This is a genomic window from Bifidobacterium sp. W8110 (genome assembly GCF_016101375.1).
Lineage (GTDB): Bacteria > Actinomycetota > Actinomycetes > Actinomycetales > Bifidobacteriaceae > Bombiscardovia > Bombiscardovia asteroides.
In genome coordinates this window covers 30,756-43,592 of record NZ_JACFQO010000005.1, presented here as the reverse complement: position 1 = coordinate 43,592, position 12,837 = coordinate 30,756, and the positions used below count along the sequence as shown (strand labels likewise).

General features: G+C 64.9%; 11 protein-coding genes and 1 riboswitch. Of the genes, 5 read left to right on the top strand and 6 right to left on the bottom strand.

The annotated features are described in order from the left end of the window. The first annotated feature begins 11 nt into the window (after window positions 1-11). The 3 genes from H3T88_RS07685 (at window position 12) to H3T88_RS07675 (ending at window position 2,386) form a co-directional block, all read left to right on the top strand. Entirely contained in the window at window positions 12-1,364 is a 1,353-nt protein-coding gene (locus tag H3T88_RS07685; RefSeq protein WP_101432515.1) for an ABC transporter ATP-binding protein, read from the top strand. A gap of 46 nt (window positions 1,365-1,410) precedes the next feature. Further along, window positions 1,411-1,483, top strand: a riboswitch (Fluoride riboswitch). A gap of 88 nt (window positions 1,484-1,571) precedes the next feature. Further along, a complete protein-coding gene (locus H3T88_RS07680) occupies window positions 1,572-2,009 on the top strand; it encodes a FluC/FEX family fluoride channel (protein WP_198204181.1) in 438 nt (145 codons plus the stop codon). Beyond that, on the top strand, window positions 2,006-2,386 hold the full coding sequence (locus H3T88_RS07675; protein WP_198204180.1) for a fluoride efflux transporter FluC: 381 nt from the start codon (window positions 2,006-2,008) through the stop codon (window positions 2,384-2,386). The genes H3T88_RS07680 and H3T88_RS07675 overlap by 4 nt, the downstream gene beginning before the upstream one ends. Before the next feature lie 51 nt (window positions 2,387-2,437). Here the strand turns inward: H3T88_RS07675 and H3T88_RS07670 are convergent, their stop codons facing one another. From H3T88_RS07670 to H3T88_RS07645, 6 genes are all read right to left on the bottom strand, one after another. Further along, entirely contained in the window at window positions 2,438-3,445 is a 1,008-nt protein-coding gene (locus H3T88_RS07670; protein WP_198204179.1) for a bile acid:sodium symporter family protein, read from the bottom strand. Window positions 3,446-3,566: 121 nt separating this feature from the next. Then, entirely contained in the window at window positions 3,567-4,358 is a 792-nt protein-coding gene (locus H3T88_RS07665) for a L,D-transpeptidase (RefSeq protein ID WP_198204178.1), read from the bottom strand. A 54-nt stretch (window positions 4,359-4,412) separates the two neighbouring features. Then, window positions 4,413-5,213: an alpha/beta fold hydrolase gene (locus tag H3T88_RS07660; RefSeq protein ID WP_198204177.1), complete on the bottom strand. Its 801-nt coding sequence runs from the start codon at window positions 5,211-5,213 to the stop codon at window positions 4,413-4,415. Continuing rightward, complete coding sequence (ychF, locus tag H3T88_RS07655) at window positions 5,210-6,316, bottom strand: redox-regulated ATPase YchF (RefSeq protein WP_029678472.1); 1,107 nt, start codon at window positions 6,314-6,316, stop codon at window positions 5,210-5,212. Before ychF ends, H3T88_RS07660 begins: the two co-directional genes overlap by 4 nt. A gap of 42 nt (window positions 6,317-6,358) precedes the next feature. Next, window positions 6,359-7,162, bottom strand: coding sequence for a pyrroline-5-carboxylate reductase (gene proC / locus H3T88_RS07650; protein WP_198204176.1), 804 nt, complete (start codon window positions 7,160-7,162; stop codon window positions 6,359-6,361). 10 nt (window positions 7,163-7,172) lie between these two features. Next, window positions 7,173-8,552: an alpha/beta fold hydrolase gene (locus H3T88_RS07645; RefSeq protein WP_198204175.1), complete on the bottom strand. Its 1,380-nt coding sequence runs from the start codon at window positions 8,550-8,552 to the stop codon at window positions 7,173-7,175. Window positions 8,553-8,784: 232 nt separating this feature from the next. Between H3T88_RS07645 and H3T88_RS08765 the strand changes: the two genes are divergently transcribed. Beyond that, window positions 8,785-8,931 carry a hypothetical protein gene (locus H3T88_RS08765; protein WP_232347260.1) on the top strand — a complete coding sequence of 49 codons (147 nt, stop codon included), beginning with the start codon at window positions 8,785-8,787 and terminating at the stop codon, window positions 8,929-8,931. A gap of 187 nt (window positions 8,932-9,118) precedes the next feature. Further along, window positions 9,119-12,358 (top strand): RCC1 domain-containing protein, encoded by a 3,240-nt coding sequence (locus H3T88_RS08860; protein WP_332461027.1) that lies wholly within the window; start codon window positions 9,119-9,121, stop codon window positions 12,356-12,358. Window positions 12,359-12,837: the final 479 nt, after the last annotated feature.

Here is a 12,837-nt window from a genome sequence, read left to right as displayed (position 1 = left end):
GAGGTTCGACAATGACCAAGATCAATTCCAATGGGATCATCACGGCCGAGCACGTGACCAAGACCTACCAGTCCGACAAGGGCGCGGAACTGACCGTCCTGGACAACATCGACTTCACCCTGCACGAGGGCGAGGTGGTGGCCATCCTGGGCCGCTCAGGCGCCGGCAAGTCCACCCTGCTGCGCATCCTGGCCGGCCTGGTCCCGGCCAGCAAGGGCAGCGTCGAATACCGGGGCAAGCAGCTGGACGGGCCCAATCCCGGCGTGGCCCTGGTCTTCCAGAGCTTCGCCCTGATGCCCTGGCTGACCGTCAAGGACAACGTCGAACTGGGCCTGCAGGCCCGAGGAGTTCCCAAGAAGGAGCGCGAGAAACTCTCCCTGGCCGCCATCGACGCCATTGGCCTGGACGGCTTCGAGAGCGCCTACCCCAAGGAGCTATCCGGCGGCATGCGCCAGCGTGTGGGCATCGCCCGGGCCCTGGTCCTCAAGCCTGATGCCCTCTTCATGGACGAGCCCTTCTCGGCCCTGGACGTGCTGACAGCCGAGAATCTCCGCCAGGAGGTCCTCAAGGTCTGGTCCGAGGAGGCGGGCAGCGTCAAGTCGGTCCTGATCGTCACCCACAACATCGAGGAGGCCGTGGAGATGGCCGACCGGGTCCTGGTCCTGGACTCGCATCCCGGCCGGGTCATCGCCAACGTGCCCATCAACCTGGACAGGCCTCGGGACAAGCAGTCCGACCTCTTCCAGTCCTGCGTGGACTACCTCTACTCCATCCTGACCGGCCAGCGTGACAGCGAGGACATCCGCCGCCGTCTGCAGACCAAGGTGCGCAACCGTCAGGCCGTGCGGGACTCGGTTCGGGACGAGGACACGGCCGAGCGCAACCTGCCCGACGCCACCCCCGGCGGCCTGGCCGGCCTGGCCGACGTCATGGTCAACCAGCCCAACGGCATGGACCTGGCCGACCTGGCCGCCAAGCTCTCCTTCGAGGTGGACGACCTCTTCCCCCTGATCGACGCCGGACTCATGCTGGGCATCTTCCAGGCGGACAACGGGCATGTCAGGCTGACCGACCAGGGTCGTGCCTGGCACGACGCGGACATTCTGGAGAGCAAGGAGATGTTCTCACGGATGCTGATGGACCACGTTCCGCTGATCCGCATCATCGACCGGGCCCTGAAGAACAGCGACGACAAGAGCCTGCATGGCTCCCTGATCCTGGACCTGCTGCGGGCCCACCACTCGGACAAGGAGGCCGTCCAGCAGTTCGACACCGCCATCACCTGGGGCCGCTACGGCGAGCTCTTCGATTACGATGCCGACGACGACCGGCTGACCCTGGACCCGGAGAACCACACCGAGTGAACAGTCTCGCAGCTGCGACGGCTGCGGTCCCCTTGGGCTCCTAGAATGGGCTCCGGGCGATGGAACCCGCCCGGGGCTTGAGCCCCGAACCGCAAACTGCTGATAGTTCCTGCACCACGATTCGACGACCCGTCTGTGGGCCGGGTGCAGGCACATGCCATCCAGCCTGACCCTGCGGACGCTGATCCGTCGGGAACCGAGACCTCAATGACCAAACCCCCTACCGGACCTGATATGGCCACGGCCCTGGTGGTGATACTGGGCGGAACACTGGGCACCGGCTGCCGGTACGCCCTGAGCCTGCTGCCGAGCCAGAGCGGCCCACTGCATCCAGGAACCCTCCTGGCCAACCTGATCGCCTGCGCAGGTTACGCCCTGCTGAACGCCTTCCTGGCCGGGCTGCCCAAGAGCGCACATGAGCGCCGAAGGCAGATGACCAACAAGGGTCTGGGCATGGGCCTGTGCGGAGGGCTGTCGACCATGTCTACCCTCTCGCTGGAACTGGTCCAAGGCCTGTCGGGCGGTCAAGTCCAGGCAACCCTTGCCTACCTGCTGGTCTCCTTCGTCGGAGGCCTCTTGGTCTCCTGGGCCATGGCAGGGCTGGGAGCGCGTTTGGCCGCACGCATCCAGGCGGGTGTGCGATGACCATTACGTTTACGTTGCTGATTTGCCTGTGCGGCGGCATGGGGGCCGGACTGCGCTACCTGCTGGATACCCTGGTCAAGGCCCGCTGGCAGGTGGATCTGCCCCTGTCGACCATAGTCATCAACTTGTTGGCCGGATTGGCTGCAGGGCTGGTGGCCGCCCTGGCCACCTTCCACGGACTGCCTAACTGGGGACGGCTGCTGCTGGCCACAGGACTGCTGGGTGGCTTCTCCACTTTCTCGACAGCGGTCAACGAAGTGTTGGCCCTGGCTCGACAGAGACGGCACCTGGCAGCCCTGGGCTATCTAGCAGCTTCAATCTTCCTGCCGCCTCTGTTGACGGCCCTGGGCTTTCTGCTGGCCGGACCCGGCATGTAGAGATTAGATTTTGTCCGGGCCAGTTCGCTCGCAGGCAAGGGGCTGCAGAAACTAGGCGCGAGCCGGTTCCGGACGACCCTGGGCGGAGTCTGCGGCAATCCCCAGACGGTCGTCATGCCGACGCCACCAGGCGGACAGCACCGAGCCGGAGATGTTGTGCCAGACGCTGAAGAAGGTGGAGGGAATGGCCACAATCGGGTCGGTTGCGAAAGCCTGCAAGGCCAGGGTCGCACCCAGTCCGGAATCCTGCATGCCCACCTCGAAGGTGATGGCCTTCTGCTGGGCGTAGCGGAACCCCTTGGGGTAGATGCGGTACATGAGCCGGCTGAAGAGGAAGCCCAGCCCGTATCCGCACAGGTTGTGGAGCATGACCACCGGCAGGACCAGGGCGGTGGCGGCGGTGAAGAGCTTGGCATGGTTGACGGAGACCACCACGCCGATGATGATCAGGATGGCGATCTGCGAGACTGCCGGCAGGGCCACGGTCACCTTCTGGACCTTCTCCTTGAAGAAGGCGTGGACGGCCAGGCCCAGGGCGATGGGGATGAGCACCACCTCAAGGGCGGTCAGGAAGAGCTGCTTGGTGGGGATGGCCACATACTGGCTGGCCAGCAGGTTCATCAGCATGGGGATCATGAAGGGCGCGCACAGGGTGGAGAGCAGGCCTATGGACACGTCCAGGGCCACGTCGCCGCGCGACAGGTAGGACATGACGTTGGAGGAGGTCCCCGAGGGGCAGCAACCCACCAGGATGACACCCACAGCGATCATGCCGTCCAGCCGGAAGATGCGGCAGAGCAGCACGGCCAGCAGGGGCATGATCAGGTAATGGGCTATGGTGCCGACGATGACCATGAGCGGCATCCTGACGATTCGCTTGAAGTCGTCCAGGCTCAGGGTCAGTCCCATGCCGAAGAGAATAATGCTCAGGAAGTAGTTGGTGTAGCTGCGGGCCCAAATGCTAATCTGCGGGACAAAGAAGTTGATGGCGGCCCAAACCAGGACCACCAGAATGAACCACTTAGTCAACCAGTCACTGAACCGCTGCACCTTTTGCATGATTCCTGACCACTTCCTCTCGATAGTTCTCTCTGTGGTAGAGCAAAATTAGAAAACCGAGGGCAGACACGACGGCGAATGGTCACATTTTGGACGAGGATGTTCCGGCACCGACTGGAATTCAGTTGACCAGGACGGGAGTGCCTATGGGCACGGACTGCATGATCCACAAGGCGTCAGGCACGGTCAGCCTGATGCAGCCATGAGAGCTGGGTCGGATGCCCAACAAGTCAGCCTCCTCCTTTATGTAGCTGCCACTAAGATCAGTGGGAACCGAGTGGAAGAGGAAGACCCCGTGGTTCAGAAAGCTGGTGTAATAGCGGGCGCCCATCCCCTCGCTGGGGTTGTAGAAGTGGTCGCCGCGCTCGGCCTGGATACGGAAGTTGCCCCTGGGCGTAGAGTCATCCATACCTGTCGAGGCATACATGGTGTAGAGCAGTTGAGACCCATCACGCACGTAGACCCGCTGATCCTGAAGGCTGACCTCCAAGGAGATGCCAGGGTGGGCCGCAGGATCCGGGTAATCGACCTGCTGCGAAGGCTTGAGCCAATCGACAGGCTGAGTGGAGGAGCCATCAGGGTCTGTCTTCTGAACCTTTGTCTGCTTCTTTGCCGCTGATGAAGAGGAGGACTTGGATTTGCAGGGATGATGCGCCTTGGGAAATTGTCTCACCGAAACGGTTGATGTACTGGAAGTGCTCGCATCTGCCGATCGTTCTGCATGAGCCGCATCCACCGGCTGGAACAGATTGTCGATCAGAACTGTCAGCAGCAGCGTCAACAGGGCGGTTGTCACTACCACAGGCGTGCGGCGGACAGGGTCCAGCAGCCAACGGAGCATGGCAAGCACACGCCGCTTAAGGCGTTTGCTATCCAATCCCCAGACAGCCATGTCCTTCCCCTTCCTCGCCATTGAACGAACCTGTATGCACAGTTCATTTTAGCGGCGGAAGGAACCAGGGCGGACTCAGCCTTTCAGCACCTGCCTGGCCCAGTCCTCCAGCAGGTCGCAGACCAGGGCGGTCTGCTCAATCTGCACATTGTGGCCGGCCCGGTCCAGCACCGAGTAGGAGGCCCTGGGGAAGCGGCAGGCCAGGTCGAACTGGTCCAAGTAGCCCACACGGTCGTCCTGGCGGGCGCAGACGAGGAGCACAGGGGCTATGAATCCGGACCAGACCTGGTCAAAGTCCATATCCAGCTGGTAGTGCCCCTCCATTCGAGCCACCGTATCGGCATCGGCCGAACGAATGCCGGGCATGATGGTGCGTTGGTAGGCCTCAAGATGCTCCCGGGATTCCACCACAGCCATCTGCCGGTAGGCATGCCTGGTGAACTCGTCCACGTCGGCCAGGCCCTGGTCGTCCCGGACCAGCACCTGACGCGGGGGCAGGCGTCTTTGGGCGGTCACCGGATCGACCACCGAGGAGAGCAGGGCCATCCCCCGGCAGCGGTCCAACCGGCCGGCGGCAGCATGGCGACTGAGCAGCCCGCCCAGGGAGTTGCCCAACAGGGCGAAGGGGCCGCCGCCGCTGAAAATGTCCACCTGGTCATCCAGCCACCGGGCCAGGCCGTCCAGGTCGAGAATGGACGGGTCGGGCGGCGTGCGGCCGAAGCCGGGCTGGTCCAGGTAGATCCGCTCGAATCCGCCCATCCGCTCGAAGACGGGGTCCAGGTCGTCGAAGATGTGGTGGTCCACGCCGGACCCATGCACGAAGATCAGCGGCAGCCCATGACCCCGACGAATGGCGAACCCAGGCTTGGCGCTCACTTCTTGGAGCCGGAGGGGATGCCGGTCTTGAACTCCACGATGTCGCCGTCCTGCATGACGTAGTCCTTGCCCTCAAGGCGCATCTTGCCCTCCTCGCGCACCTTGGCATAGGATCCGTCTGCGGCCACGAAGTCGTCGTATGAGACAACCTCGGCCTTGATGAAGCCCTTCTCGAAGTCGGTGTGGATTACGCCGGCGGCCTGCGGGGCGGTCCAGCCCTTGTGAATCTGCCAGGCGCGCACCTCCTTGACCCCGGCGGTCAGGAAGGTCTGCAGGCCAAGGATGTCGAAGCCCACCCGGGCCAGCTGGTCCAGGCCGGACTCCTTGAGCCCGGCATCGGTCAGCATCTCGCGGGCGTCGGCCTCGTCCAGCTCGGTCAGTTCGGACTCGAACTGGGCGTTGAGGAAGATGGCGGGCGCCGGAGCCACGGAGTCGGCCAGCTGCTTCTTCATGTCCTCGTTCTGCAGCTCGTCGTCGTCCACGTTGAAGACGTAGATGAAGGGCTTCGCGGTCATCAGATGCAGGTCGTAGAGCTCGTCCTTGTCGATGTCCCCGGCCTGTGCCGCCTGGTCGATGGTCCGCCCCTGGCCCAGAATCTCCTTGGCCTTGCGGACGGTGTCCAGGTAGGCGGGCTTGATCTTGCCGCCGCGCTGGTCCTTCTCCAGCTTGGGCAGGGCCTTGTCGATGGTCTGCATGTCGGCCAGGATCAGCTCGGTGTTGATGGTGTCGATGTCGTCGGCCGGATCCACCTTGCCGTTGACGTGGACGATGTCGTCGTCATTGAAGGCGCGAACCACCTCGCAGATGGCATCGGCCTCGCGGATGTTGGCCAGGAACTGGTTGCCCAGCCCCTCCCCCTCCGAGGCCCCCTTGACGATGCCGGCGATGTCCACGAAGGTGACCGTGGCGGGCACGATCTTGTCCGTGTGGACCAGCTTGGCCAGGACGGGCAGCCGGTCGTCGGGCAGGGGCACGATGCCGGTGTTGGGCTCGATGGTGGCGAAGGGGTAGTTCTCCGCCAGAACGTTGTTGCGGGTGAGGGCGTTGAAGAGTGTGGACTTGCCGACGTTGGGCAGCCCGACGATTCCTATGGTTAACGACATATGCACCAGTCTATTGCCCGGACTGCCCCGGCGTGGCTCCCCCTAGTCGCCGCGCTCCACCGCATCGATGGCCTCGATGACCGCTCCACGGAAGCCGTGCTTCTCCAGGGAGGCGACCCCCTTGATGGTGGTTCCGCCCGGCGAGCAGACCGCGTCCTTCATGGCTCCGGGGTTGGTGCCGGTGGCCAGGTAGAGGGCTCCGGTTCCCTCCACCATTCGCGCCGCCAGCCGGTAGGCCGCCTGCCTGGGCAGCCCGTGCTCCACCCCGGCGTCGGCCAGGGCCTCCATGTACATGGCCGTGTAGGCGGGCGCGCATCCGGCGATGGTCGTGCCCACCGAGACCAGCTCCCGGGGCAGCCGTTCGATCATGGCCACCGGGTCGAAGACCTGGGTGAAGAGCTCCCGCTGCTGGTCGGTCAGGGTGTCTTCCTCCTGGGTGACCAGAACCCCCTGCCCTACCGAAATGGGGGTGTTGGGGATGGCGCAGATCAGGTGGGTACCCTCCTCCAGGAGGTCGGCATAGTTTTCAAGGGTCATGCCGCCTACAACAGAAAGGACCATGCGGTCCGGATCAGCCAGCTCATGGCGGATGGGCTCGCAGACCTGGGCCACCTGCCCCGGCTTGACGGCCAGAATCACCAGGTCGGCGGCCGCTGCCACCTCGGTTCCGGAGTGCATGGGCCGCACCCCCAGCTGGGCCGCCCGCTCCACCAGCCGGTCATAGTGGGCCGCGCAGGCCACAATCCGGCCGCCGGGCAGCAGACCAGCGTCGACCAGGCCTTGGGCCATGGCCTGGGCCATGTTGCCGTATCCGATGAATCCGAGAGTCAATGAGTCCGTGTTCATGCCCTCAAGTCTAGCCGCGCGCCGGGAAGAGCCCCTCCAGATCGCCGCGCTCCAAGGCCAGCCGGTAGAGGTGGGCGAAGACCCTGTCCCCGTGCAGGCCGTCGTGCTCGAACTCGTTGGTCACCCAGGCATGGGCGTGACCCACGCGCGAGAGGGTGTCCAGCTGAAGCTCGGAGGGCACGTAGAGGTCGTCGGCATAGACCGCAGCCTGCAGGGGAACCTGATTGTCGGCCAGACGCTCGGGATCGTACAGGTGGCCCCAGGAGCCCTCCTCCATGAGCAGGCTGACCGCTTGGCCGAAGGGGCGCAGGGCCGACTCCTGCTCGAACATCCAGGGGAAGATCGCCTCCCCGGTGAACATGAGCGGGCGGGCAGCAGTGTCGAATTCAGGACGGGCATCGCGCACCCGCTGCGCAGCCCAGCGCAGGGGTTCGCAGTCCCCATCGGCGTAGATGAACTCCTGCAGGGGCCAGTAGAGCGGTGTGACCGCAGTGGCCGCCCGCACCCCTTCCAGGAAGGCCTGCGAGAGGGTGGCCCGGGAGCTGCTGGTGCCGGAAGCGGGCAGGCTGCCGTCGCCGTCCAGGAAGGCCGAGTCCAGCAGCCAGTGGAGGCGCTCGAACCCGCCGCTCTTGCCCAGGTCGGCGCCTAGGGTCTGCAGCCGCTCCACGCTCAGTTGGTCGCCTCCGGGCAGAACTACATCGCCCTGGGCCAGTCGGTCGGCAATGGCCGCCACACGGTCTTGGTCCCCCGGATAGCGCTGGTAGAAGGCCTGGGACCGCTGGGCCATTTTGGTGAAGGTATGCGAGTAGAGCTCATGGGCATCAGTGGGGATGTGGGGCACGCCCCCGGTAGTGAAGGCCGCAGCCAGCCCCTGGGGGAAGTTCGACAGGTAGGCCATGGTCAGGAAGCCGCCGAAACTCTGCCCAAGGGCCACCCAGGGATGGCCGGCGAAGACCGTGCGACGCAGGTGCTCGAAGTCCCGGATGATGGAGTCTGCCAGAAAATGCTTCAGATAGTCGGCCTGGGCCCGGGGCTCGCCCAGGGAGGCCATGGTGGAGCCGTCGATGGCGCTGGATCGGCCCGTACCCCGCTGGTCGGGCAGGACAATGCGGAAGTGGCGCAGGGCCTCGGCCATCCACCCGTCGGCAGTGGCGTTCAGCGGCCGTGGGGCGCCCGAGCCGGGTCCGCCCTGCAGGTAGACCAGCAGCGGCAGGTCGTCGTGGATGTGCTCGGGGGCACAGACCACGCGGTAGAAGCAGCGGATGACCGCCTGGTCCGAATGATCTTCGGCTCGCCAGACGCCAGGTTCACTGTCCGCCCAGTCCAGAGGAACAGGAATGGATCCCTCCCGAACGTAGAGTCCCGGCAGATAGTATCCCTGGTTGGTCATACACTGGCTCCTTTCTTTGAGATCAGTCGGGTTCATTGTCGCCGGGCGGTTGGACCTGGCTTGTGTGTTGTCGGCGGGCTGGGTGGTAGGGTGAAAAGCGGGGGACGTCGAAAGACGACTGGCTTGCGCATGGCTCCTGCAATTTGATGCAGGGTGGGCGCTGGCAGGCAGAACGTTGAATAGGCATGCGGTGTTGATACCGCTTGGTGTTTGGTGAAGGGGTTTCGGTTTCATGCATCTGGTTTCCCATCTGCGTCGCATCATGGCGGTGACGACCATCCTGCTGGGAATGCTGGCGGGCCTGGGCGTCGCATCCGCCCAGGCGGACGCTCCTTCCTCACCGGGGGGGGGGGGGTCGTCAGACCCCTCGCGTAGCTGAGCAAACCCCCGGCACTCTCCACAGCAACGCACCAGAAACTCCACTACCCACACCCTTACCAATACAAACCACCACACCACTAAACCCCACGCCAGACGCCCCGTCATCGACGACGGGCACACCCGGCAGCGCAGACTCCGCTCCGGCTCAATCAGCCGAACAAGCAGACGATCAAGCCACGCATACAGTGCGTTTCGACCCCGACGACGGCAGTAAATCCACCGAGTCCACTGTGAAAACTGGCACTCTCGCCGCTCCCCCGCAACAGAACCCACAACGTGAAGGCTTCCGGTTCGACGGATGGACGCTTGACAGCCAGCCCTTCGACTTCCAGACCCCCATCCTGCAGGACACGACTCTGAAAGCCCAGTGGTCGAAGACCACGGACTGGACGCTGAGCCCGGACCACGGGCCCGCCTCCGGCGCCCGGCTGACCATCAACCCGCCCAGCCCGCAGGAACCCTACTACGTCAGCGTCCAAACCGCAGGAGACCAGACTGTCGGCCTGACCGGCGACGGCCGCATCTACACCTGGACGCAGGACGGCACACCCAAGCAGGCTCCTCTCCCCGCCCAGGCTCCCGACGGGTTCCACTACCTGCAGGCCGCAGCCGGCGGCCGATGGCAGGCAGCACTCGGATCCGACCAGCAGATCTACACCTGGGCCTGGGGGCAAGCGACACCCACAATTCTTGACACCGGCCGGAGCACCCAATTCACCAGCATCAGCATGAACGATGACCGGCTCCTGGCCGTGGACCGGCAGGGACAGATCCACCACTACCAGGCCAGCCAAGACCCGAAACCCGCGGAGCAGGCCACAACCAGCCTGCCCGGAAAGGCGCAGGCCGTCACAGCCGTCGCCTCCGGCAGCCGGATCCTCGCCCTGGACTCCGACGGGCAAGCCTGGACCCGGGACGCAAGCAACACCGGAAACACAAAATCCGAACGCCTTACACAGAATCCGCACACGCGCATCATCCAGGCCCAAACCCTCAACCAGGGGTCCCTCCTCCTGGACGCGGACGGACAAGCCTGGTACCTGGCCGACAGCACAGCTGATTCTGCAGCCGTCAGCCTGCCGGAAGGCATGAAAGCCAGCAGGATCACCGCCAACGACAGCCTGGCCATCATCACCGGCAAGGACGGTAGTATATGGGCCTGGCAGCCAGGCAGCAAGCCCACCCGGGCGGACGACGGGCACCAGCAGTACACCCAAGCCGTCAGCATCGGCGGCAGGGTCACCGCCATCAGCAGGCAGGGCGGCATGCTCACGTGGAGCATGGACGGGCAGGGCCAGCCCGGCAAGCCCGACAGGCTCGACACCACTGCTGCGCCCATCCTGGAATCAGCCAGCCTGGACGGCCAGCCGCTCAACTTCAGCAAGACCGGCAGCGCCTGGCGGGCGGGCATGCCCGCCCGCCAGCCGGGACAAGCCGCCATCCTCATCACTGGCAGGCAGGACGGGCAGCCTTTCGCCAGGAGCCTTGCGTACACGGTCGACCAGCCGCTGGCACGGGCTGCGGAGCCAGGATCCGCGTTCACGGTCCGCTTCGACACGGGCGGCGGAAACCCCATGCCAGCAGACCAGCATGTCTCCGCCCCGTACGGCAGGGTGAAGCGGCCCTCCCCCGACCCGACGCGGGAAGGCTACCTGTTCGACGGATGGTTCACCGGTCAGGTCGCCTACGATTTCAGCAGGCCCGTCGACAAGGACCTGACCCTGACCGCCCACTGGACGCCCACAAGCAGGAACAGCAGATGGAGCATCAGCCCCAATAAGGGCAGCCAGCTAGGCAACCAGACCACCACCATCACCCCGCCCGACAACGCCAGCCGCGGCATCAGATTCAACCAGATCAGCGCATCAACAAACGGTAGTTTTTCCTTGGCGGTGGGCAGCGACGGCAACGCCTACGCCTGGGGATCCAACAGAACTGGCCAGCTCGGCAACGGGACAACCAGCAGCCAGAATGCGCCGGTCAGGGTGAAGACGCCCGACCGCAGCACCTACCCGGACCTGCCAGCGGACTTCACCTACCTGCAGGTCAGCGCCGGAGGCGGGTATTCGCTGGCCGTGGGCAGCGACGGCAACGCCTACGCCTGGGGAAACAACGGCACTGGCCAGCTCGGCGACGGGACAAGAGGCGACAAGCATGCGCCGGTCAGGGTGAAGACGCCCGACCGCAGCACCTACCCGGACCTGCCAGCGGACTTCACCTACCTGCAGGTCAGCGCCGGAACCAATCATTCCCTGGCCCTGGGCAGCGACGGCAACGTTTACGCCTGGGGATACAACGGCAATGGCCTGCTCGGCGACGGGACAAGCAGCAGCCGGTACACGCCGGTCAGGGTGAAGACGCCCGACCGCAGCACCTACCCGGACCTGCCAGCGGACTTCACCTACCTGCAGGTCAGCGCCGGATACGCTCATTCCCTGGCCCTGGGCAGCGACGGCAACGTCTACGCCTGGGGATCCAACTACTATGGCCAGCTCGGCGACGGGACAAGCAGCAACCGGACTGCGCCGGTCAGGGTGAAGACGCCCGACCGCAGCACCTACCCGGACCTGCCAGCGGACTTCACCTACCTGCAGGTCAGCGCAGGACAATATTATTCCCTGGCCCTGGGCAGCGACGGCAACGTTTACGCCTGGGGAAACAACGAGTATGGCCAGCTCGGCGACGGGACAGGCAGCAGCTACCGGAATGCGCCGGTCATGGTGAGGAAGCCCGACCGGAAGACGTACCCGGACCTGCCCAAGGATTTCACCTACCTGCAGGTCAGCGCCGGAGCCAATCATTCCCTCGCCGTGGGCAGCGACGGCAACGTTTACGCCTGGGGATACAACGTCAATGGCCAGCTCGGCGACGGGACAAGCACCGACCGGCATGCGCCGGTCAGGGTGAAGACGCCCGACCGCAGCACCTACCCGGACCTGCCAGCGGACTTCACCTACCTGCAGGTCAGCGCCGGAACCGATCATTCCCTGGCCCTGGGCAGCGACGGCAACGCCTGGGCATGGGGAGACAACAGCGATGGCCAGCTCGGCGACGGCAGCACAGACAGCAAGTCGGCTCCTGTGCCGGTGTCGTTCAACCTGGCTCTGGTGATCACCGGCGTCAGGTTCGACCAGACCCCCGCATCAGGGCTGACGCGCGGCGACGGCAATAGCGTGACCGTGACCACGCCCGCACATTTGCCGGGCACGGTCACCGTCAGCGTGGACTACACGCTGGGCGGCGCACCCCAAACGCCCGACACCTCCTTGAGGTACACGTACCTGCCTGCAGGCGTGCTCCCCCAGGCAGGCGGGGAAGGCATCCTGCTCGCCCTGGCCACTGGCATGACCGGCATGGGCGGGGTCCTGGCATCACGCCGCCACCGGAAGGAAACACGCCAACTGGTTCACGCTTCGCACGAGTAAGAGCGGCCGGGCGGCGTATCAATCCCCCCGCCCCCGGCCCACATGGGGGAGCAGGGAGGAAACGTGTCAGTCAAGGCTCAAACCCCAAGAGAGCCGACACTTCCCTCCCGCGCCCCCACCACACTTCTGCAGGCGAGAAGCCAAGGGGCAGGCATGCACGCCCCCGCCCCCACCCGGGAGAGGAGGAAACGCGGCCAGGCCGGCCAGGAGGCTTAACAACCTCCAACCAGCCTGGCCGCTGTCCATCTCCCTATCCCAGCATAATCACGCAAACAGCAGCTTCATCCCCGAGCATTGAGCCTCGCTCATCTCAACTCACAGCCAGCCATCGGCGGGCCATGCTGTGAAAGTTGCGGTATCGTTACCGCACTGATATAACTGAAGGCTGTCAGAACCGCTCGCCTGCCCATGGCGGCGGTCAGGCAACCGCCGAGGTCGGCAGTCCGGCCCGGCGGCCGACCACTTCGACGAAAGGCCAT

Coding starts and splice junctions, on each gene's coding strand:
- H3T88_RS07685 (WP_101432515.1), top strand. CDS start 12: ATGACCAAGATCAATTCCAATGGGATCATCACGGCCGAGCACGTGACC.
- H3T88_RS07670 (WP_198204179.1), bottom strand. CDS start 3,445: ATGCAAAAGGTGCAGCGGTTCAGTGACTGGTTGACTAAGTGGTTCATT.
- ychF (WP_029678472.1), bottom strand. CDS start 6,316: ATGTCGTTAACCATAGGAATCGTCGGGCTGCCCAACGTCGGCAAGTCC.
- proC (WP_198204176.1), bottom strand. CDS start 7,162: ATGAACACGGACTCATTGACTCTCGGATTCATCGGATACGGCAACATG.
- H3T88_RS07680 (WP_198204181.1), top strand. CDS start 1,572: ATGACCAAACCCCCTACCGGACCTGATATGGCCACGGCCCTGGTGGTG.
- H3T88_RS07665 (WP_198204178.1), bottom strand. CDS start 4,358: ATGGCGAGGAAGGGGAAGGACATGGCTGTCTGGGGATTGGATAGCAAA.
- H3T88_RS08765 (WP_232347260.1), top strand. CDS start 8,785: ATGCATCTGGTTTCCCATCTGCGTCGCATCATGGCGGTGACGACCATC.
- H3T88_RS07645 (WP_198204175.1), bottom strand. CDS start 8,552: ATGACCAACCAGGGATACTATCTGCCGGGACTCTACGTTCGGGAGGGA.
- H3T88_RS07675 (WP_198204180.1), top strand. CDS start 2,006: ATGACCATTACGTTTACGTTGCTGATTTGCCTGTGCGGCGGCATGGGG.